Raw genomic sequence first — 19,774 nt, forward strand, 5'->3', positions numbered from 1 at the left:
TTTCCGGTCTGCGCTTGCCGCCTCGCGTCCGCGCCGATAGACCGAGGCGTCAGGAGTGCGCAGATGAGCGACAGTTTCAAGACCAGCGTCGATCTTGATGGCGAAGACATCCACTGGGAGCCCGAGCGCGGGCTGTCCTATGGACGCTATCTGGACATCGACACGGTGCTCGGCGCACAACATCCGCTCACCGGCGAGCACGACGAGATGATGTTCATCATCATCCATCAAGCCAGCGAATTGTGGATGAAGCTTTGCCTGCACGAGCTTGATGCGGCGATCGAGTCCGTACGCCATGACCGCACCCGGCCGGCCATGAAAATGCTCGCACGCATCGCCCGCATTCAGGAGCAGCTCACCCAGTCCTGGTCGGTCCTGGCCACCATGACGCCGGCCGATTATCTGGCGTTCCGCGACAAGCTGGGCCAGAGCTCGGGCTTTCAAAGCTGGCAATATCGCTGCCTTGAATTCCGGCTGGGCAATAAAAACCCCAAACACGCCCGCCTCTTCCGCAAGGAAGCTGAAGCCGAATCCAAAGTCCTCGCCGCCCTCAATGCACCCAGCCTCTATGACGAGACGCTGCGCTTTGCGGCGCGCTCGGGCATGGCGCTGCCTGCAAGCGTGACCGAACGCGACTGGGCGCAGAGCTATGTCGCCAGCAACGACGTGGAGGCCATGTGGCGCGCCGTCTATCTGGACACCGCAACATACTGGGAGCTCTACGAGTTCGCCGAAAAACTGGTGGACCTGGAGCAGAAATTCCAGCAATGGCGTTTCAACCACATGAAGACGGTGGAGCGCATTATCGGCTTCCGCCGCGGCACGGGCGGCAGTTCCGGTGTCGGCTATCTCGTGAAGGCGCTGGATCTGCGCCTGTTTCCAGAGCTGTGGACGGTGCGCACATCGCTGTAAGCTGCGCCGCCAAGGGAGAGTTTCATGCGTCAGTTCTACATCTTCATCAAATGCGATCTGGGCCGGACCTATGAGGTCGCGTCCAAGATCGTCGACGAGGTCACCGAGACCCGCCAGATCCATTCAGTATCCGGCGCCTTTGATCTCCTCGCCCAGTTTTCGGTGGGCTCCGAAGCCGATATCGGCCGCTTCGTGAATCAGAAGATCCAAACCGTGCCAGGCGTGCGGGACACCCAGACGATCATCTGCTTCAACGCCTTCACCTCCGACAAAGGACTGGGCGAAACCTGATGCATTTCGGGGTTTTCGACCTTTTCAAGATCGGCGTCGGACCCTCCAGCTCTCACACCGTGGGACCCATGAAGGCGGCGCGCCTGTTTCTGGAACGCGTGGACGAAGAGCATGGCCTCGACGCCGTTGATAGTGTTCGCGCAGAGGCCTACGGGTCGCTGGCGCTTACCGGATCGGGGCACGCCACCGACAAGGCGATCCTGTGGGGGCTTGAGGGCGTGGAGCCAGAATCGGCTGATCCCGACGCCCTGCCCGGCCGGATTGAGCGGATTGAGCGCGAAAACACCCTGAAGCTGCTGGACCGCCGCGAGATCGACTTTGACCGCAAGGCGGACCTTGTCTTCAAGGGCGAGACCCGGCTACCGTTTCACTCAAACGCCATGAAATTCATGGCGTTTGACAAAGAGCGCAATGTGTTGCGCGAAGAAATCTGGTACTCTATCGGCGGCGGTTTCGTCATCAATGAAGCCGAGGCCGGGCGCAATTCCGCCGCTGAAGCGCTGCGCGGTGAACCCTATCGCTTCAACACCTGCGACGAGCTGATGGCGATCGGTGAGCGCGAGGGCCTGTCCATCCCCGACATCATGCTGGCCAACGAAACCGCCTTTCGCACCGAGGACGAGGTGCGCGCGCGGATCGTGGAGATCGGCACGGCAATGGAGGACTGCATCGAGCGCGGCACGCGGATGGACGGCGAGCTTCCCGGAGGCCTGAAGGTTCAACGCCGCGCGCCAGCCATGCGCCGCAAGCTGATGGCCGAAGCGGCGCGTGCGGAGACCGATCCCCTCGCCTCCATGGAATGGGTCAATCTGTGGGCCATGGCGGTAAACGAAGAGAACGCCGCCGGCGGCAAGGTGGTCACCGCCCCCACCAATGGCGCGGCGGGGATCATTCCGGCCGTGGCGCGCTATTTCGATCGCCACCACCGGCGCTCCGGCGACAAGGGCGCCATGGCGCGCTTCTTCCTCACCGCCGCCGCCATCGGCGCGCTCTACAAGAAGAACGCCTCCATCTCCGGCGCCGAAGCCGGCTGCCAGGGCGAGGTGGGCGTCGCCTGCTCCATGGCCGCAGGCGGTCTCGCTGCGGCGCTTGGCGGCACGAACAAGCAGATCGAGAACGCCGCCGAAATCGCCATGGAGCACAATCTGGGGCTCACCTGCGATCCGGTCGGCGGGTTGGTGCAGATCCCGTGCATTGAGCGCAACGCCATCGGCGCGATCAAGGCGATCAATGCGGCGCGCCTGGCGATGATCGGGACGAGCGATTACAAGGTGAGCCTCGATCAGGTAATCGAAACCATGCGCCAGACCGCCGCCGACATGAACGACAAGTACAAGGAAACAAGCACGGGCGGCCTCGCCGTCAACGTGCCGGTTTGCTGATCCGGGCCGCTAACGTTCCCTGTCGGCCAGAAGCTTGGCCAGCGTCGTGGAGACCATGAGCCAGACCAGCCCGTTCTGCTCCAGAAGATTGCTCTCTGAAAAACTCACCACCAGCCAACTGGTGAGGAAGGGAAGCGCCCAGTAGGCGGAAACCCCGGCGAACAGCCGGCGCGCGGCGATGGCCAGCCCCGACAGAACCACCAGGAAGGCGAACGCCGCGCCGGGCACGCCGATGGCGAGTGCGGTCTCAAGCCAGGCGTTATGGGCCGTGGGAACCAGCCAGGCGGTCTCCTGACGCACCCAGTACGCCGGACCATCCTCCACCGCCCAGAACGCGCCATAGCCATAGCCGGTGAGCGGCCGATCGCCGATCTGATCGGTGAGCACGACCCAGATCTCGGTGCGGCCAGTGAGAGTGGCGTCGCGCCCGAGCGCCTCCAGAATCACCCCCGGCCCGACCAGCAAAACGCCGATCAGCGCCGCGACGCCCAGAAGCAAGACGAAGATCGCCGACGCTGCAAAGCCGAACCCGCGGCGCGCCAGGGCGATCCCGGCCGGACCACCCACCGCGATCATGGACGCAAGCAGCGCGGTCTTCGATGTTGAAAGAAGAACCAGCAGAAGGGCGAGTACGACAAAGCCGAGCCAGGCCCGCCGCTCGGTCGCGCTCTTCGCGGCCGCCGCCGCAGCGCAGAAGGCGAGCCCGCCCCAGGCCATAACAGCGCCCAGCGTATTCTTCTCCCACCACAAGCCCCGCCACGCTCCGGGATGGATCTCCTGCATCACGCCGAACCCTGGAAACAGCGCGCCGGCGATCAGACTGCCGACCGCCACAACGGCGAACATGGCCGCAATCAGGCGGATCAGGTCCGGCCAGGAAAACCGCGCGGCGAGCCAGAGCCCGAACACCGCCGTCATCATCACCGCCAGGCTGCGCCGCAGGGTGATGCCCGGATCCAGGGACCAGGCCGTGGACATCATGGTCAACGCCGCCAGCATCATCACCGGCCAGGCCCGCAAAGCCGTGCGCCAGACTCGCGCCGGGCTAAGGGCGATCAACAGAAGGCTGGCTAGATAGACCGGCGGCCAGAGCAGTCTGAGCACCACCCCGCCGTCCGGGTCCGCAGGGTCCGCCAGCAGTGGTGCAATTAAGGCGTTTGAGAACAGCAACAGCAACACGAAGGCTGCGCCGGCCTCCATGGCGGGAAAGAAGGTCAGGCGCGGAACGGCGCCGCGCCAGCGTTCCGCCAGAAGCGCCGCCTGGCTCACCGGCTCGGAGCGCGGTTGACGATGACACCCAGCACGCGCCCGCCCGCCTCCTCAATACGGTCGGCGAGCTTGTCGGCGGCGCTCCGCCGGCTGGCTGCTGCGTCGGCGACCAAAATCACGCCGTCCATGTCCGGGGCCAACGCTGTGAGCGCGGCCGAGCCGAATGGGGCGTCCAGGATCACAAGCCCGCTGGCCAGGCGCGCCTGGCGCCAGTAATCGCGCGCGCCATGAAAGGTCAGCCGGCGCACCGAGCCGGGCTGGCGCTGAAACTCCGAGATGAAGATTGGCGCGTCGGCGCATCGGCGCATGGCCAGGCGACCGGCTCCGTCGGGCTCTTCACGCCAGAACTTCATGCCGGACAGCTCGCCCGCATAGGCCTGACCGTTCAGCCGCGCGCGGCCGGCTTGTGTGTTGGTCTGGAAATCAAGGTCGTAGAGCCAGGCCGGACGGCCGGAGAGAAGCGCGGCGCGGCGCGCCAGACCCGCCGCGATCGTGCTGGCGCCTGCGCCTTCTGAAACCGGCGCAAGCATGACGGCGCGCCCACGCGCGTCGCGCGGCGTCAAACGGCGGGCGAGCCCGTCCAGATGATCGTCGGCCTGTCTCAACCCAAACCCCGGTTCGCTCTGTACGGGCCGACACTAGGCCGGGTTGGTTAACGACCCGCTGACAGCGGGGCGGGCGAGTGTTGCGGTCAGGCTTCGGGAATGCGCGCCAGGACCGGCAGGCGTCTGGGCGGAGGGCCGGAGCGCGACGCCGTTGATCGGGACCTCCGCGCGGGGTCTCGCGGTGAACCATGGGGTGAGCTTTGGGACGATCTGCGAAGTGATCCGGGTGCGCCGCCATCGCCGCGATAGATCAGATAGCCGCGCAGCAGGGCGACGAACACACCAAAGCCGACAGCAAGCATGGCCACCGCCATCACCGCCGGCACGCGAAGGGAGCTGGGCTGATCGGGCGGCGCGGCGCGTTCGACGACGCGAACCGCGTCCGCCGCGCCGGGCGGCGCATTGCGGCGCGCCTCGGCGTCAGCCGATTGAATGGAAAGAAGGCGCGCCGCTTCCGCCCGCGCCTGCACAAGGCGCACAAGCCGGTCATGCTCCGGCGCCAGGCTGCTCAAAAGGTCGGCGCGCTGACGCGCCTGGCTGAGCTGCCCGCCCAGCGTCGACGCGAGCCGGGTCTGGCTCATGGAGAAGGCCTCCTGTGACAGGCGCTCCTGCTCCAGGGCCTGCCAGATCGGATTGATCCCTGTGCGGGTCTGGCCCTGCCCCTGCGCCCCGCCGGCCTCGATAAAGCCGCGCAAGGCCTCGATCTCGCGCTCCACCGCCTGAACCGGCGGCGCGTCCGGAAGATACCGCGACAGCAATTCCTGGCGGCGGACCTGCAGATCGAGCAATTGTCCGGTTACGGAGTTTTCCACATAGAGCGAGATTTCCTGTGGCAATTCGGCCAGGCGCTGGGTCAGGGAATCGCGAAACCCCCTCGCCTGCGACGCTTCGGCCTCGGCGGCGAGCTTGCGCGATTCAAGATCTGCAATACGCTGCAGCACCGAATTTCGCTCGGTTTCAAAGTCGGTGACCCCGTGCTCGGCCAGGAACGCGCGAAGGGTCTGCTCGGCGCGGGCAGCCTCCGCCTCGGCGGCGCCCAGCCGGTCGGTCACGGCGCCCTGGGATCCGCCGATTAGCAGGTCCACCCGATAGGCCAGATAGGCGTCCACGATGGCGTTGAGCACCCCGGCGGACATGGCGGCGTCCTCGGCCTCATAGCGGGCGGTGAGGACGCTGGCGTTGGGCGCGCGCGACACCGTGAAACCCTCCCGCAGGGCCCGCACATTGGCCGGGCTCGCCGGAGCGCCCCGCGATTCAAGCGCAAGCCGGCGCACAGCGTCGGAATTGAGGATTTCGATTTCCGACTGCATCACCGGGTCGATGGTGAACGCGCCGCCCGAACCCGCCGCGCCGGGCGTCAGATCGCTGTCATCCAGAATCACCAGCAAGCGGCTGGTGGCCTCGTAGGTGGGCGTCAACGCGCTCCAGGCCAGGATCGCCAGCGGAATAAAGACGATGATCGCCGCGACGAGCGCGAGCAGCTTCTGGGTCCACACAAAAGCGGCCAGATCAAACAGGTCCAGCTCGCGCGATTGCGCGTCATTGCGAGTCTGGTGCGTCCGGCCGATATCATCCTGTTGGCTCATGGCGACATCTCGCCCCGTCCCGCTTAATTTTTCCTTAGCCGTAACCCGCCAAGAGTACGAATTCATTCACCCGTGGGGGCCCGATGACACGATTGAACCGACGCCAGGCCCTGACCGCTTTCGCGGCAGTTTTTGTAGCGGGGTGCGCGGGGCGCGCCTCGCAGCCGGCCACCGCCAGCTTCGAGCCGTCACGCTTTCAGGCATGGAACGACGCGGCGCCGGCCTATCGGCTATATCCCGGCGACACTGTGGAGGTCACGGTTCACACCGCAAACGAGCTGTCCGGACCGCGCGATGTGGGGCCGGACGGACGAGTGAACCTGCCCCTTGCCGGAGCTGTTATGGTGTCGGGCAAGACAGCGCCCGAGGCGGCGCGCGAAATGGCGGGGCGCTACGCCTCGGTTCTGCGGGACCCCATTGTGGAGGTCCGACCGCAGAGCTTCGGCTCGCAGCGCATCCTGGTGGGCGGCGAAGTCAACGATCCCGGACTTTATGAAATGCCGTCCGCACGCATCGGGGTACTGGAAGCGCTCCTGCTCGCAGGTGGCCCGACCAGCCGCGCCCGCCGCCGGCGGATCGCCGTGCTGCGCCGCGCCGAAGACGGCGGCGTAATGCTGCGCGAAGTCGATATTGCTTCGGCGCTTGAGGGCGGGCGCGCCGATATGATCCCTCTTCAGCGCCACGACATCGTGTTCGCCCCGCGCTCGGGCATCGCGGAAGTCAACGACTTCGTCGAGCAGTACGTCCGCAACATCCTGCCCATCGACGCCGCCTTCAGCTACGCGCTGGCCGACAGCCTGTTTAACGACTAGAGGGCGCGCATCAGGAACGCTACGCCCAGGTCTGGCGAGGCAGATAGTTCGCCTCGCCCGGATCCAGCCGGAAGACTCCGCCGGGCATCCTTCATTCGTCGGACGCGCAAGCGCCCTAGTGACGGGTCGCCAGCCAGGAGCGGGCGGCCGAAAGCGCGGCGCTGATCTGCTCGCCATCCATGTCGGCGGCGACTTCGCTGCGATAATGCTTGGCCGCGTCGCTGCCCATGAGGGCGGCGAGGTTGAACCATTTGTGCGCCTCGATCATGTCGATGACGCCGCACTGGCCGGTTGAATACAGAAGACCCAGCTTGCACAGGTCTTCGCCCGTGGGGTCCATCGAAACAGCGTCGTGCGCCTGAGCGGTTTCCACATCGGTGAAAGCCATGACCATCTTCCCTCTAAAGTGCGAGGGCGCCGGGCTTTGCCCGTGTCGCCGCCGCGTCCCACCATGCACGCCCAATCGCCTCTTCGGTCTGTGGTGCGTACAAGCAATAGAATGTCGCGTGAGGGTAAGCGGCGAGTTAACCGCGATCAGAAAAAAGAGCTTTTAAGGCTTTATTTTCGTTAGGAATTCCTACCAAGGATTAATCGGGAAATCTGTCCGTCCACTCGCTCGACGAGACCGGGCTTGGCTCCTCGCATCCGATAAAAACCAGCCAGCCCCACCCAGACGACAAGGCTGATCGCCAGCAGCAGAAAGCCTGCAGCAAGCCCTCCATTGCGCAAGGCTGCATCGCTCACCTCGCGGCGCGGGACGATGTGCGGGGCGGGGGCGAGGTCAAGCACGTCCCGTCCCAGGGCCTGATGCAAAGCGAGGATCTGGCGCCCGTATCGCTCGGCCGCACCAGCAAGACGGGCGGCGTCCGCCTCGCTCTCGATAATCCCGGCCATCCGCACGGCCGCCAGCGCGCCGGCGTCGCGCCGGACCGCGCCCATATGGGCGAAGACGCGGTCGCGCTGCGCCACATCAATCCGGGTTGTCCTGGCGACGGCCGCCGCGGCCGCGCGGGCGTCCTGCGCTGAATAGACCGGACGAGTATAGCGCTCGCCCGCTTCTGAGATCAGCGGCATGGCAGAGGCGAGGATCGCTTCACGGGCCAACTGCGGATCGGCGCCGAGCACGAGCGATCCAATATACCCCTCATTCGCCAGCCCGGCCGCGGCGGCGGCCTTCAGGACTCGCGCGCCGACAAGGGCCTGTCCGTCCACGCCGGCGGCCGCGACAGAAAGCCCGGCCACCAGAAGGTCGGCGTCCGGCTTGGGCAGGAAGACGACCCGGCACTGGCCGATGCGGCGGCCCGCCTGCTCGGCCAGCGCGCACGCCTGGATCAGAACGTCACGCACATCACCATAGAGCGCTGCTCCCGGCGGCGCGTGTTCAAGGCCTGGCGCGCCGCGTAAGACAAGCGCGCGGCCCCCAGGCGCGGAAAACCAGGCCTCCACCGCGTCCACTGCAGGCCCGTAGAGGGCGCGCGCCCTCTGAAGGCGCAGCGACACTGGCTCGGGCGCGAAAATCAACTCGGGCGGCGACACGCGGTTTCGAGCCCCGGCGTCCAGCTGCTCGCGCAAGGCCGCCTCAAGGCGCCGCTCGCGCAACCAGGCCGGTTCTGCGCGCAACACCGCCTCCACATGGCGCTCGCTGCGCCCGCCTTCGATCAGCACACGGCGCGCGAGGCGGTCCGGCGCCACAAGGCTGGGCAAAGACGGGGCGAGCGCCTCGGCCAAAACCAGATCCGGCGCGCGCCCGGATGCGGGATCCAGCGCCGCGCCAAGGGCGCCGACCCACCAGGCCCGGCCGTCGCCGACCGACGCCTGGACCGCCTCGGCGAGCCTCTCGTGCTCCGGCCTCGCGGGCGGCTCAAGATCAAGGTCCGACGCAGCTCTAACGCCAAAGACAACTGCGCCGCCCAGACACAGCAGGAAAATCGCAGGCCGCCACGCCGCGAATATCGCGCGCCATAAAAGATAGACGCCCGCACGCACCCCGCCCGCAAGCCAGGGATCACGCGCGCCATAGCGTGCGCTGTATCGCTGCGGTCTGTAGCCGGCCTGATCCACTCCGCCCCCCGAAGGCCTTTCCAGCATCACCATAACCAAGCCGCCCATCCGGCGTGAGAGCCTTATATCGAGGGCGGAGCGAACGTTGCACGAAGGTCACGGCGGCTTATGGCTGCAATCGCCCGCCCTGCGACGAAAGGGTCAAGCGCAAACTTCTTCACCTCGCCCGGCGCAAGCGATACATACGCGCCCATGACAAACACCGTGCTCAAAGATCAGACCCTGCGCCCCGTCAGCTATAACCTGGCCGAACGCGATCCCGCCGCCTTCGCCCGCGAGCTTGGCGTCAGCTTTCGTGAGACCGGCTTCGCCGTTGTGTGCGATCACCCGGTGGACCAGGCCGTGATCGACCGGGCGCTTGAAGACACCCGCGCCTTTTTCGCCCTGCCAGACACGGCCAAGCGCGCCTATTACGATCCTGAAGGCGGCGGCCAGCGCGGCTACACGCCCTTCGCCACGGAAAACGCCAAGGGCGCCGGTCAAAAAGATCTCAAGGAGTTCTGGCATCGCGGGCGCGACCTGCCCGCCGGCCATCGCTTCGAAGCGATTATGCCACCCAATATCGCCGCGGCTGAGATTCCCGGCTTCGATGCCAGCACCAGGGCCATGTACGAGGCGCTGGACGCCATGGGCGCCACCCTGTTGCGCGCCATCGCGGTTGATCTGGGGCTGGCCGAGGACTGGTTCCAGCCCGCGGTGAACGAAGGCAATTCGGTGCTGCGCCTGTTGCATTATCCTCCGATCAAGGGCGACCCGGACGGGGTTCGCGCCGGCGCCCATGAAGACATCAACGTCATCACGCTTCTGTTGGGCGCCGAAGAAGCCGGTCTCCAGGTGAAGACGAAGTCCGGCGACTGGCTGCCTGTGCAGCCGCCCAAGGGCGCGCTGGTCGTCAATATCGGCGATATGCTGCAGCGCCTCACCAACCATGTTCTGCCAAGCACCACCCACCGGGTGGTGAACCCCTCGGTGGAGCGCATGGCGTACCCGCGATATTCCACACCGTTCTTCCTGCATTTCAATCCTGATTTCGAAATCCGGACCTTGCCCGGCTGCGTCAGCAACGAGAATCCGGATCGCTACCCCGAGCCGATCACAGCCCACGCGTTTTTGCGCGAACGCCTGATCGAGATCGGGCTTATCCAAGCCTGATCCAAGGCTGATGCAGGCCTTGCCCATGTCGCTTTGACGTTACCCAGGCGACGCGTTAGATGGTAACGTATAGGTTACATAGAGGCTTTGAGATGGACGTCGCAGAAAAGATCAACGCCCAGGTGCGCCTGCTCTTCGTGCTCAACGCCATCGGTTTTTTTGCGTGGCAAGCCGGGGAAGGCTTCGCCCACTCAGCCCAGATCCCCCATGCGGTCATGGGGCCGGCCCTGATCGCCTCCGGCGTCGGTTTCGGGCTCTGGCTGGTCTGCCTGATCCTGATTTTCGGCCAGACCTGGCGCGCCAGGAAGCTTGGCATCTTTGACATGCTGGGCGATGAATGGGCGCAGCGCGCCCGCGCCAAAGCCGCCGAATCCGGCTTCTGGATCATCAGCATCGGCGTCGTGCTGTCCATGACCGCCACCAATTTCGGCGTCGACGGCCAGCTGCTCCTAAAAATCCTCACCGGGCTCGCCGTGGCCGGATTTCTCCTCTCCTACGCCTGGTTCGACAGCCGGCACGAGGGCGAAGAATGAGCGCTGAGCGGCTCGCCAACACCATGAAAGCTCTGCGCGCCGAGGCCGGCCTGACCCAGGCCGATCTCGCCGCCGCCGTGGGCGTGACCCGAAAGACCATTAATACGGTGGAAAATAGCGTGTTCATCCCGTCCGCCCTGCTGGCCCTTAAAATCGCCCGGGCGCTGGGAAAGCCGGTGGATGAGGTGTTCTACCTGGCCGGCGACTGAGACGAAGTCTCGCCCGTCCTGTCAACAGCACCCGGGTTGGTTTGCAAATCAGTCCGCGCTTTCTCGGCCGCCCCGTCCGCGGTACGGCCCGGAAACTCCTTGATGTAGACATCGCGCTGTGGGAACGGAATTTCGATCTCGTGCTCGTGCAGCGCCTCCCAGAGCGCGAGATAGACCTCACTTCGCACATTCGCGAGGCCGTTCTGGGGATCGGATATCCAGAAGCGCAGGTCGAAATTCACCGACGAATCCCCGAACTCCATGAGATTGCAGACCGGATCCTTGTCCGCTACGACGCGCGCCACGGTGCGGGCGGCGTCCTGGGCGATCTGCTGCACCTTCTTCATGTCGCGCTGGGCGTAGGAGACGCCGAACGGCGCGTGCAGGCGCACAATATTGTCCGAGCGCGACCAGTTGATCACACCGTTGGTGATGAAGTGGTCGTTGGGAATGAGAAGCTCGGTGCCGTCGCGCGTGCGGATCGAGACATAGCGGCCCTGCATCGCCGTGACCCAGCCGAACGTGCCGTCCAGCTCGATCGCATCGCCGGGCTTGATGGACTTGTCGGCCAGCAGGGTGAAGCCGGCGGCGAAGTTCGAGATCGTGCGCTGCAGGCCCAGACCGACGCCGATACCCACCGCGCCGGAAAAGATGGCGAGCGTCGCCAGATTGAAGCCGGTCAACTGCAGCGCCACGAGAAGCGCCACCACGGGCAGCAGGATCCCGAGCGTCTTGGAGATCAGCGCCTTGAAGGCCGGGGAGAGCTCTTCGGTCTTCTCCAGCTGTTGGTCGATCGCGCGGGCCGCGAAACTCGCGGCCCAGAACAGCACGCCGAAATAGATCAGCGTGCGAAGCACATCGAACATGGAGAGCTGGATCGGCGCGCCGTCCTCGGTCTCACCCAGCGGAATGGCCAGCGCCTGCATCTGCAAGATCACGTCATCCAGCAGACCGAACACGTCAAGCGCGGCCACCGGCCAGGCGATGTAGAAAGCCACGTTGGACCAGAATTTCGAGCGGATCACGAGCGTCACCGCCCGGATGATCAGCCAGGCGGTCATGAGCGAAATCGCCGCAGAGACGATGTCCACCGGCCGGTCCAGTGCGCCCAGGACAACGCGGATAAGCGTCAGCACCGCATAGAGCGCCAGCGGCGTCATCAGGGCGATCACAGCGGAAATCAGCCGGCGCAGCGCGCCGACCTGGAAATACTTCCTTGTGGCGGCGTTCAGCAGCGCCTTCAGCCGCGGTCCGAAAATCAGGGCGGGTATGAAGGCGGCCCCGATCAGGGCGAGCTGTATCGCCACATCAAGGCTGAGCACCTCGGCCTCGATCCAGGCCAGAACGCTCTGAAGACGCGGCGTGATCTCGTCGAGGGCGATCAGGTCATCAAGACCCGATCCGGGTTGGGGCTGATTTTGGGACACGCGGAACTCTTCAACCTGCTCAGAGGCAACGAAGACTTACGCGGATCGTCCGCTGCGGCAAGCACCGCTGCGCTAGACCTCGCGCCAGTCCAGAATCACCTTGCCCGCCTTGCCCGAGCGCATGGCGTCAAACCCGGTCTGGAACTCCTGCGCCGGCAGGCGGTGGGTGATGAGCTTTGATACATCGAGCCCCGACTGCAGCATGGCCAGCATCTTGTGCCAGGTCTCGAACATCTCGCGGCCATAGATGCCTTTGAAGGTGATGGCGCGCATGATCAGCGAGCCCATGTCCAGCGTGAACGGCCTGCCGGGCAGGCCCAGCATGGCGATCTTGCCGCCCATCACCATGTGCTCGACCATCTGATTGAAGGCCGGCTCGGCGCCGGACATTTCAAGGCCCACGTCAAAGCCTTCGGTCATCTTCAGGCGCGCGATGACGTCGCGCAGGTCTTCCTTCGTGGTGTTGACGGGCGTTGCGGTGGGCGCGACCTGTTCCAGCAATTTCAGCCGATCCGGATTGATGTCGGTGACCACCACATGGCGCGCGCCGCAATGCCGCGCGACGGCCGCCGCCATGATCCCGATGGGACCGGCCCCGGTGATCAGCACGTCCTCGCCCACAAGATCAAACGCCGTCGCCGTATGCACGGCGTTGCCCAGAGGGTCCAGGAAGGCGGCCTGCTCCATCGCCACCTCGTCAGGCAGCGGGATGACGTTGAAAGCGGGTATTTTCAGATATTTGGCGAATGCGCCCGGCATGTTCACGCCGACGCCCTTGGTGTCGGGATCAAGGTGGAAGCGCCCCGCCCTCACCGCGCGCGATTTCTCGCCCACCACATGGCCTTCGCCGGAAACCCGCATGCCAGGCTTGATGCGCGAGACATCGGCCCCGACCGCTTCGACGACACCGCCGAATTCATGGCCAACCACCATGGGCACCGGCACGTTCTTTTTTGCCCAGTCATCCCAGTTATAGATGTGCACGTCGGTGCCGCAGATCGCGGTCATGTGCACACGGATGAGCACGTCATCGGCGCCGATGTCCGGCTGATCGACGTCCTGCATCCACAGGCCTTCCTCGGCCTTGGCTTTGACGAGGGCTTTCATCGGGCGAGCTCCCTGGAGCTGAGTAAAACGTCACGCGGCAAGGTTTGAGCATGCGGCGACACGCCTGGAAAGCCCGGCGATTCAGCCTGCACGCCGGGCGGTTCAAGCGGGCTTAAGCACAAGCGTTCGCAGCGCTTTAAAGCCTTATGCGCTTAAATCAAGATGTGGGGTAATCACGCCGATGGCAGGCCCTAGGGGAATCGAACCCCTCTTTCTAGGTTGAAAACCTAGCGTCCTAACCGATAGACGAAGGGCCCGCATCGGCGTGGAGCGGTGATATATCCGTGCCTCCGGTTTGATGCAAGCCGGGGGGTGCTGATTTTTTGCAGATCACACACCCGCTTCGGCATAGCGGCCTGAAATCCTTCGCCCCACCTGGAGACTCAGCCCGCCACGGCCAGATCCTCCAGATGCAGCTCGGCGCGCTTTCCATAGCGCGAATCGTCCGCCTTCAGCTTTCCTGCGGCGTGGAAGAACGCCTCGCCCGGGGCCAGCAGGGCCTGACCTGAGGGATCATCGGCGCAGCGAAAGGCGATTCCGTTAAGCTTGGCGCCGGAGCGCGCCTCGAAGGTGAAGCGCACATGGTCGGCGCCGACCCGCTGGGCGTAGGTGCGCTTTAAATCGCTGAATGCAAAGCGAGGTTCAGGATTACCCATGCCGTAGGGCGCGGCTGCGGACAAAGCGTCGCAGAATTCAAAGCTCACGGCCGCCGGGTGAACCACGGCGTCTACCGCATAGCTGCGCGCCTCTTCAGCTTCAGCCCACTGGCCGGCGAGCGCGTCGTGGAGAAACGCCTTCAGCTCGTGAATGCGTTCATGTTGGATGGTCAGCCCGCAGGCCATGGCGTGGCCGCCGCCGGCGAGCAGAATCCCCGCCTCGCGCGCGGCGCTCACCGCGCTTCCAAGATCCACCCCGGTGCAGGATCGCCCCGACCCCTTGGCGAGCCCGGTTTCGGGATCAACGCCGATGACGATGGTGGGCCGGTTGAAGCGTTCCTTCACCCGGCCCGCAGCGATGCCGATGACGCCGGGATGCCAGTAATCGCCGGCAGCGATGATGAGGGGCGTGTCGTCTTCAACGCCCGCCGCCTCCACCTGAGCCAGCGCCTCGGACAACACATCGGCCTCGATGGCCCGGCGCTCGGCGTTCAGGGCGTCGAGCTCCTCGGCGATGCTGCGCGCTTCAGCGGGATCTTCGGTGGTCAGAAGCCGGGCGCCCAGATCAGACTTGCCGACGCGGCCGCCGGCGTTGATTCGCGGGCCCAGCAGGAAGCCGGCGTGATAGGGCGTCGCCTCGCCGGTGACGCCGGCGACCTCGGCCAGGGCGGCAAGCCCCGGATTGGCCCAGGCGCTCATGACTTTCAAGCCGGTGGAGACGATGGCGCGGTTCACCCCGGTCAGGGACACCACGTCGCAGATCGTGCCGAGCGCGGCCAGATCAGCCAGCGCCATCAGATCGGGCTCAGCCTTGTCCTTGAAGGCGCCGCGGCGGCGCCCTTCCCGGTTCAGCGCTGCGAGCAAAACGAAGGTGACGCCCGCGGCGGCCAGATGCCCGCATCCAGACTGGCAGCCGGGCTGATTGGGATTGACCAGGGCGGCCGCTTCCGGGGGCACGCCGCTCATGAGATGGTGATCGACCACGCCTACGGTGAGACCCATGCCCGCGGCGGCCGCCAGCGGCTCCACAGACGCCGCGCCGCAATCAAGCGTCAGGACAAGCCCGGCGCCTTGCGCCTTCAGGCTCTCGAACGCCCGGGCGTTGGGGCCGTAGCCCTCCTCGATCCGGTCGGGCACATAGATCAGAGGGGGCAGCCCCACCTGCTTCATCCAGCGATGCAGCTGCGCCGCGCTGGTGGCGCCGTCGACGTCATAGTCGGCGAACAGGGCGATGCGCTCACCCCGGTCCAGAGCTTCCCAGATCAGGCTGGCGCACGCATCCATGCCCAGAAAGCTCGACGGATCGGGAAAACTGTCACGCAGGCGCGGGCTGAGGAAGCGCGGCGCGTCCTCGGCGGTGAGCCCGCGCGAGGCAAGCAGGCGCGCAAGCGCATCGGACACGCCCGCGGCGCGCGCGATCTCGCCCGCAATCCGGTCATCGGCGGGTTTGAGGCGCCAGGCCTTGCCGCCAAAAGACCGCGTAACGCCGAATAGCGCTTCCTCAGAAGCCATCGCGGCCTAGAGGGGTCTGCGCGTGGAGATGCGCCGGCGAAGCCCGGTGACGGAGGAGAAGAGCAGGGTTTGCGTCTCCACATAGCCGGCGCCGAAGCGAACCCCGTGAACCAGATCGCCCTCGGTCACGCCCGCAGCGACGAACAGGCAGTGCTCGCTCGCCATTTCAGCAAGGTCATATTTTCGATCAAGATCAGTGATTCCGGTGCGTTTGGCGCGCTCACGCTCGTCGTCATTACGGAAATGCAGACGGGTCTGCATCTGACCGCCCAGACAACGCAGCGCAGCCGCGCTCAGCACGCCTTCAGGCGCGCCGCCGCGCCCGATATAGAGATCGGCCTTGCCGTCGGGATCGGCGGCGCTGATCACGCCGGCCACGTCGCCGTCAGAGATGAACAGGATGCGCGCGCCGGCCGAGCGCACCGAATCGATGATCTCCTTGTGGCGCTCGCGTTCCAGAATGCACACGGTGATGTCTTCCGGAGCCACGCCCTTGGCCTTGGCAAGCGACCGGACATTCTCGGCGCCGCTGGCGTCCAGATCGATCACGCCGCCCGGATAGCCCGGCCCGCAGGCGATCTTGTCCATATAGGTGTCAGGCGCGTGCAGAAGCCCGCCGCGCGGCGCCAGGGCCAGCACGGCCAGCGCATTATTCATGCCCATCGCGGTGGCGGTTGTGCCTTCGACCGGATCAAGGGCGATGTCGATCTCGATCCCCTCGCCTGCGCCGACCTCCTCGCCGATATATAGCATCGGCGCTTCATCGCGCTCGCCTTCACCGATGACGATCCGGCCCTTCATGGCCATGGCGTTCAGGGCGTTGCGCATGGCGTCCACCGCGGCCTGGTCGGCGGCGATCTTGTCGCCGCGTCCCACAAGGCGCGCCGCCGCGATGGCGGCGAGTTCGGCCGCATCCACGGCCTGGTTGGCGAGAGCTTCGAGGGCGCGGCCCTTATCCATGTCGGTCTACCTTTTTGGTTCCCGGCCGTTCCGGCCGGAGCGTTCGATAAGATTTATTGAGCGGGCGGCGGCGTGGCGCGCCGGCGCGCCTCGACAACGAATTCAGCGGTATCAAGGGTCGGAGCGCGCAAAGCGGCGCCGGCGGTGTTCACCGCGTCGCGCGCCTGAAGGGTTTGTTCAAGGTGAGCGTTCAGCATTCGACGTTCACCACGCGCCATCACCGCGCGCTCTATGAAGGCCGGCGCCGCGCCCGGCGGCGACTCCCTCAGCTGCGCATCCGTCCAGCTGGGCTCCGCCGCTTCAGGAGTCAGGCTGCAAGCGCTGAGCATAGCCAGGCTGCCGATGGCGAGGAGCAGGAACTTCATGGCGAGACGGTCTCCTGACCGGTGGACGCGGTCGCCTGTTTCTATACGCTTATCGCCGCACCTGTCACCCTTGGTCCGGAGACGAAACGCCATGGTCGAGCGCCGCAAGACTGCGAAAAGCTCAAATTCGAAGCCCCGGCAACCCACCGCGGCCGGAACGCAGGCTGGACCAGAGGCCGGCGTGAAAAGCGCGGGTGGTTCGGGTGCGGCGCGCAAGCCCGCGGCGAAACCTGAGAAGCCGGCTCAGAAACCGGCCCGGAAACCAGCAACCAAACAAGCCCGGAAACCGAAATCGGCGTCTAAAGCCGCCCCGACACCGGCGGCTGAAAAACCCGCAAGCGCGCGTGCGGACAAAGCCCCCGGAGCGAAAGGCGAATCGCTGAACGAGACCGCCGCGCGTTCAACTCAGACCGCGACGCGCGGCCGGGACGGCGCCAAGCCCTCCGCCTATGGCGAGTACGCCGATATGGGACGGCTGAGCCAGGAGGATCTGGACCATCTGGAGGAGGTTTCGCGCAATGTCATGCAGGCGGCGCTGAAATCACAAAAGCTCATGAGCGATGTCATGCGCCGCTCGCTGGAAGGCGATCCGTCCATGGCGCCCCAGGCCGATCCCCTGCACGCCGCGCCGGAACTTGTGCAGACCTGGGAAAACATCCTGTCGGACCCCGAGCTGCTGCTTAAAGCGCAGTCGGATCTCTATAGCGGCTATCTCGATCTTTGGTCGGGCGCCACCAAGAAGCTGATGTCCGGCGAAACGAGCGACCCCGCGATCGAGCCGGAGAAGGGCGACAAGCGCTGGCGATCGGCGGCGTGGAGCGAGCATCCCATGTTCGACGCCATGAAGCAGTCCTACCTGCTCAATCAGCGCTTCCTCATGAACCTGATCTCCGGCGCGCGGGGCCTGGACGAGGCGACGCGGCGCAAGGTGGAATTCGTCACCCGCCAGATGACCGACGCCCTGTCGCCCACCAATTTCGCGCTGACCAATCCGGACGTGCTGCAGGCGACTTTTGAGACCAAGGGCGAGAACCTCACAAAGGGCCTCATGAATTTGATGGCGGACCTGGAGCGCGGCGACGGCCGCCTCGCCCTCTCCCAGACCGATATGGAAGGGTTTGAGGTCGGCGTGGATCTCGCCGCAACGCCGGGCGAGGTGATCTTCCGCAATGAGGTGATGGAGCTGATCCAGTATGCGCCGGCGACGCCGGACGTGAGGAAGCGCCCCCTCCTGATCGCGCCGCCCTGGATCAACAAATTCTATATTCTCGACATGCGCCCCCACAGCTCCATGATCCGCTGGCTGGTGGAGCAAGGGATCACCGTGTTCCTGATCAGCTGGGTCAATCCGGACTCCAGCCTGAAGGATGCGAGCTTTGAGGATTATATCCGCAAAGGTCTGTTCAGCGCCCTGGAAGCGGTGGAGGAGTCCACCGGCGAGGCCCGTGTGGACACGGTGGGCTATTGCATCGGCGGCACCATGCTCGGCAGCGCCCTCGCCCTCATGGCGAAGGAAAACGACGACCGCATCGCGTCGGCCACCTTCTTCGCCGCCCAGCACGACTTCAAGCACGCCGGCGAGCTTTTGGTCTTTATCGACGATGAATGGTTCCGCGAAATCTCCCGCCTCATGGACGCTCAAGGCGGCGTTCTGGACGGGCGCACCATGGCGGACACGTTCAATATGCTGCGGTCCAACGATCTGGTGTGGTCGTTCGTGATCAACAACTACCTGCTAGGTAAGCAGCCCCAGGCTTTCGATCTATTGTACTGGAACGCCGACCAGACCCGCATGCCCAAGCGGCTGCACCTGTATTATCTGGAGACCTTCTACAAGAACAACCAGCTGGCCGAAGGCAAGCTGGAGCTGGGCGGTCACACGCTGAATCTGAAGGACGTAAAGATCCCGATCTTCATGCAGGCCAGCAAGGACGACCATATCGCGCCCGCCGACAGCGTCTATCGCTCGGCCCGGCTTTTCGGCGGTCCGGTCCAGTACATGATGGCGGGATCCGGCCATATCGCCGGCGTGGTGAACCATCCCGGCGCCAATAAATACCAGCACTGGACCAATGAAGCCCTGCCCGAAACCCGCGAAGCCTGGCTGAAAAGCGCCACCGAGCATCCCGGCTCCTGGTGGGCGCACTGGCGCGACTGGCTCTACGCCATGGACGCGCAAACCGTCCCGGCGCGCGAGCCCGGCGGCGGCAAGCTGAAGCCCATCTGCCCGGCGCCGGGCGAGTATGTGAAGGTGCGGAGTTAAATGCTTGATTGGCTGACCAATGCCGGAAGCGCGCTAATCTCCATCGTGCGCGATGTCGTTGTGCCGCTGGGATGGCAGGTCACTGTCGTCGTTTTGGTGCTCATGTTCCGCAACCAAATTGCCGGTGCCATCGAACGCCTAAAGAAATTCGGCCGGGACGGGGCTGAATTAGAGCCTATACAAAGTAGGTCAGCTGAGCGCGGCCCAGTTCAAGAAACCCTCGGAACAAGACCGCCCGGTCCAGAAACTCCTTTGAATCATGATTCTGACAAAACCCTTGCTCCGTTCTTTGAACAATTCAAAACAGAACTTGCGCAAATGAACCTTACAAACGAAACGGAAGCCCTTATTGACCAAGTCGTCACCGAGCGACGGCGCGCTTATAGCGAAACCATTCTACGCCATATCTATGGAAGCCAGATAACATTGCTCGACGAACTTTTAGTTACAGGCGTCACCAATTCCGATATGATCCGCCGCCACTTCAATGCCCATTTGGCGAAATCTGAGCACAAACTATTCAATAATCCGGAAGACTGGATTCATTACCTTGTGCAGTCCGGAATTGTTGTCGGAGCCTATCCAGAGTATAGATTGACTGATGCGGGTAGAGCGGCACTATCTTATTTTCGCCTGCTTTCCATCGATGCGCGCCAGTTTCCATTTTGACTG

The 19,774-nt window shown here is 64.8% G+C and carries 19 protein-coding genes and 1 tRNA gene; 9 read left to right on the top strand and 11 right to left on the bottom strand.

Going from position 1 to position 19,774, the window contains the following annotated elements:
- Nucleotides 1-63: 63 nt before the first annotated feature.
- Genes ACWCOP_RS07450 through ACWCOP_RS07460 form a run of 3 tightly spaced genes read left to right on the top strand, consistent with a single transcriptional unit; the run spans nucleotide 64 to nucleotide 2,585 of the window.
- Nucleotides 64-912 (top strand): tryptophan 2,3-dioxygenase, encoded by an 849-nt coding sequence (locus ACWCOP_RS07450; protein WP_478250594.1) that lies wholly within the window; start codon nucleotides 64-66, stop codon nucleotides 910-912.
- 24 nt (nucleotides 913-936) lie between these two features.
- Complete coding sequence (locus ACWCOP_RS07455; RefSeq protein WP_478250595.1) at nucleotides 937-1,203, top strand: Lrp/AsnC ligand binding domain-containing protein; 267 nt, start codon at nucleotides 937-939, stop codon at nucleotides 1,201-1,203.
- Nucleotides 1,203-2,585, top strand: a complete 1,383-nt coding sequence (locus ACWCOP_RS07460; protein WP_478250596.1) for an L-serine ammonia-lyase — start codon at nucleotides 1,203-1,205, stop codon at nucleotides 2,583-2,585. Before ACWCOP_RS07455 ends, ACWCOP_RS07460 begins: the two co-directional genes overlap by 1 nt.
- Before the next feature lie 9 nt (nucleotides 2,586-2,594).
- On the opposite strand, the gene ACWCOP_RS07465 is transcribed toward ACWCOP_RS07460, so the two are convergent.
- From ACWCOP_RS07465 to ACWCOP_RS07475, 3 genes are all read right to left on the bottom strand, one after another.
- On the bottom strand, nucleotides 2,595-3,854 hold the full coding sequence (locus tag ACWCOP_RS07465; RefSeq protein ID WP_478250597.1) for an O-antigen ligase family protein: 1,260 nt from the start codon (nucleotides 3,852-3,854) through the stop codon (nucleotides 2,595-2,597).
- Entirely contained in the window at nucleotides 3,851-4,459 is a 609-nt protein-coding gene (locus tag ACWCOP_RS07470; RefSeq protein ID WP_478250598.1) for a hypothetical protein, read from the bottom strand. The genes ACWCOP_RS07465 and ACWCOP_RS07470 overlap by 4 nt, the downstream gene beginning before the upstream one ends.
- Before the next feature lie 86 nt (nucleotides 4,460-4,545).
- Nucleotides 4,546-6,045 (bottom strand): GumC family protein, encoded by a 1,500-nt coding sequence (locus ACWCOP_RS07475; RefSeq protein WP_478250599.1) that lies wholly within the window; start codon nucleotides 6,043-6,045, stop codon nucleotides 4,546-4,548.
- An 83-nt stretch (nucleotides 6,046-6,128) separates the two neighbouring features.
- Here ACWCOP_RS07475 and ACWCOP_RS07480 point away from each other — a divergent pair, with 83 nt between their 5' ends.
- Nucleotides 6,129-6,857, top strand: coding sequence for a polysaccharide biosynthesis/export family protein (locus ACWCOP_RS07480; RefSeq protein ID WP_478250600.1), 729 nt, complete (start codon nucleotides 6,129-6,131; stop codon nucleotides 6,855-6,857).
- Nucleotides 6,858-6,972: 115 nt separating this feature from the next.
- Here the strand turns inward: ACWCOP_RS07480 and ACWCOP_RS07485 are convergent, their stop codons facing one another.
- Nucleotides 6,973-7,245 (bottom strand): hypothetical protein, encoded by a 273-nt coding sequence (locus ACWCOP_RS07485; protein ID WP_478250601.1) that lies wholly within the window; start codon nucleotides 7,243-7,245, stop codon nucleotides 6,973-6,975.
- Nucleotides 7,246-7,424: 179 nt separating this feature from the next.
- Nucleotides 7,425-8,966: a hypothetical protein gene (locus ACWCOP_RS07490; RefSeq protein ID WP_478250602.1), complete on the bottom strand. Its 1,542-nt coding sequence runs from the start codon at nucleotides 8,964-8,966 to the stop codon at nucleotides 7,425-7,427.
- 144 nt (nucleotides 8,967-9,110) lie between these two features.
- Here ACWCOP_RS07490 and ACWCOP_RS07495 point away from each other — a divergent pair, with 144 nt between their 5' ends.
- From ACWCOP_RS07495 to ACWCOP_RS07505, 3 genes are all read left to right on the top strand, one after another.
- Nucleotides 9,111-10,070, top strand: a complete 960-nt coding sequence (locus ACWCOP_RS07495) for an isopenicillin N synthase family dioxygenase (protein ID WP_478250603.1) — start codon at nucleotides 9,111-9,113, stop codon at nucleotides 10,068-10,070.
- Between the two features lie 92 nt (nucleotides 10,071-10,162).
- Nucleotides 10,163-10,603 (top strand): hypothetical protein, encoded by a 441-nt coding sequence (locus ACWCOP_RS07500; RefSeq protein ID WP_478250604.1) that lies wholly within the window; start codon nucleotides 10,163-10,165, stop codon nucleotides 10,601-10,603.
- Nucleotides 10,600-10,812 carry a helix-turn-helix transcriptional regulator gene (locus tag ACWCOP_RS07505; RefSeq protein WP_478250605.1) on the top strand — a complete coding sequence of 71 codons (213 nt, stop codon included), beginning with the start codon at nucleotides 10,600-10,602 and terminating at the stop codon, nucleotides 10,810-10,812. The genes ACWCOP_RS07500 and ACWCOP_RS07505 overlap by 4 nt, the downstream gene beginning before the upstream one ends.
- Here the strand turns inward: ACWCOP_RS07505 and ACWCOP_RS07510 are convergent.
- The 6 genes from ACWCOP_RS07510 to ACWCOP_RS07535 form a co-directional block, all read right to left on the bottom strand.
- Nucleotides 10,794-12,239: a mechanosensitive ion channel family protein gene (locus ACWCOP_RS07510; protein ID WP_478250606.1), complete on the bottom strand. Its 1,446-nt coding sequence runs from the start codon at nucleotides 12,237-12,239 to the stop codon at nucleotides 10,794-10,796. The genes ACWCOP_RS07505 and ACWCOP_RS07510 overlap by 19 nt on opposite strands.
- 72 nt (nucleotides 12,240-12,311) lie before the next feature.
- The gene (gene tdh, locus ACWCOP_RS07515) at nucleotides 12,312-13,346 is read right to left on the bottom strand and encodes an L-threonine 3-dehydrogenase (protein WP_478250607.1); all 1,035 of its coding nucleotides are present in this window, start codon (nucleotides 13,344-13,346) and stop codon (nucleotides 12,312-12,314) included.
- A gap of 182 nt (nucleotides 13,347-13,528) precedes the next feature.
- Nucleotides 13,529-13,603 (bottom strand) — tRNA-Glu (locus ACWCOP_RS07520).
- 126 nt (nucleotides 13,604-13,729) lie between these two features.
- Nucleotides 13,730-15,514, bottom strand: coding sequence for a single-stranded-DNA-specific exonuclease RecJ (recJ, locus tag ACWCOP_RS07525; protein WP_478250608.1), 1,785 nt, complete (start codon nucleotides 15,512-15,514; stop codon nucleotides 13,730-13,732).
- 6 nt (nucleotides 15,515-15,520) lie between these two features.
- A complete protein-coding gene (gene glpX / locus ACWCOP_RS07530) occupies nucleotides 15,521-16,474 on the bottom strand; it encodes a class II fructose-bisphosphatase (protein ID WP_478250609.1) in 954 nt (317 codons plus the stop codon).
- Between the two features lie 53 nt (nucleotides 16,475-16,527).
- Nucleotides 16,528-16,839 carry a hypothetical protein gene (locus ACWCOP_RS07535; protein WP_478250610.1) on the bottom strand — a complete coding sequence of 104 codons (312 nt, stop codon included), beginning with the start codon at nucleotides 16,837-16,839 and terminating at the stop codon, nucleotides 16,528-16,530.
- A gap of 466 nt (nucleotides 16,840-17,305) precedes the next feature.
- Here ACWCOP_RS07535 and phaC point away from each other — a divergent pair, with 466 nt between their 5' ends.
- Entirely contained in the window at nucleotides 17,306-19,102 is a 1,797-nt protein-coding gene (phaC, locus tag ACWCOP_RS07540; RefSeq protein WP_478250611.1) for a class I poly(R)-hydroxyalkanoic acid synthase, read from the top strand.
- Entirely contained in the window at nucleotides 19,103-19,771 is a 669-nt protein-coding gene (locus ACWCOP_RS07545) for a hypothetical protein (protein WP_478250612.1), read from the top strand.
- Nucleotides 19,772-19,774: the final 3 nt, after the last annotated feature.

This window comes from Apolloniradiicaulis salifontis, assembly GCF_053756655.1.

Bases quoted from the DNA above. Each gene is read 5' to 3' on its own strand.
- ACWCOP_RS07450 (WP_478250594.1), top strand. From the start codon at position 64: ATGAGCGACAGTTTCAAGACCAGCGTCGATCTTGATGGCGAAGACATC.
- ACWCOP_RS07455 (WP_478250595.1), top strand. From the start codon at position 937: ATGCGTCAGTTCTACATCTTCATCAAATGCGATCTGGGCCGGACCTAT.
- ACWCOP_RS07460 (WP_478250596.1), top strand. From the start codon at position 1,203: ATGCATTTCGGGGTTTTCGACCTTTTCAAGATCGGCGTCGGACCCTCC.
- ACWCOP_RS07475 (WP_478250599.1), bottom strand. From the start codon at position 6,045: ATGAGCCAACAGGATGATATCGGCCGGACGCACCAGACTCGCAATGAC.
- ACWCOP_RS07480 (WP_478250600.1), top strand. From the start codon at position 6,129: ATGACACGATTGAACCGACGCCAGGCCCTGACCGCTTTCGCGGCAGTT.
- ACWCOP_RS07485 (WP_478250601.1), bottom strand. From the start codon at position 7,245: ATGGCTTTCACCGATGTGGAAACCGCTCAGGCGCACGACGCTGTTTCG.
- ACWCOP_RS07490 (WP_478250602.1), bottom strand. From the start codon at position 8,966: ATGGGCGGCTTGGTTATGGTGATGCTGGAAAGGCCTTCGGGGGGCGGA.
- ACWCOP_RS07495 (WP_478250603.1), top strand. From the start codon at position 9,111: ATGACAAACACCGTGCTCAAAGATCAGACCCTGCGCCCCGTCAGCTAT.
- ACWCOP_RS07500 (WP_478250604.1), top strand. From the start codon at position 10,163: ATGGACGTCGCAGAAAAGATCAACGCCCAGGTGCGCCTGCTCTTCGTG.
- ACWCOP_RS07505 (WP_478250605.1), top strand. From the start codon at position 10,600: ATGAGCGCTGAGCGGCTCGCCAACACCATGAAAGCTCTGCGCGCCGAG.
- tdh (WP_478250607.1), bottom strand. From the start codon at position 13,346: ATGAAAGCCCTCGTCAAAGCCAAGGCCGAGGAAGGCCTGTGGATGCAG.
- recJ (WP_478250608.1), bottom strand. From the start codon at position 15,514: ATGGCTTCTGAGGAAGCGCTATTCGGCGTTACGCGGTCTTTTGGCGGC.
- glpX (WP_478250609.1), bottom strand. From the start codon at position 16,474: ATGGATAAGGGCCGCGCCCTCGAAGCTCTCGCCAACCAGGCCGTGGAT.
- ACWCOP_RS07535 (WP_478250610.1), bottom strand. From the start codon at position 16,839: ATGAAGTTCCTGCTCCTCGCCATCGGCAGCCTGGCTATGCTCAGCGCT.
- phaC (WP_478250611.1), top strand. From the start codon at position 17,306: ATGGGACGGCTGAGCCAGGAGGATCTGGACCATCTGGAGGAGGTTTCG.
- ACWCOP_RS07545 (WP_478250612.1), top strand. From the start codon at position 19,103: ATGCTTGATTGGCTGACCAATGCCGGAAGCGCGCTAATCTCCATCGTG.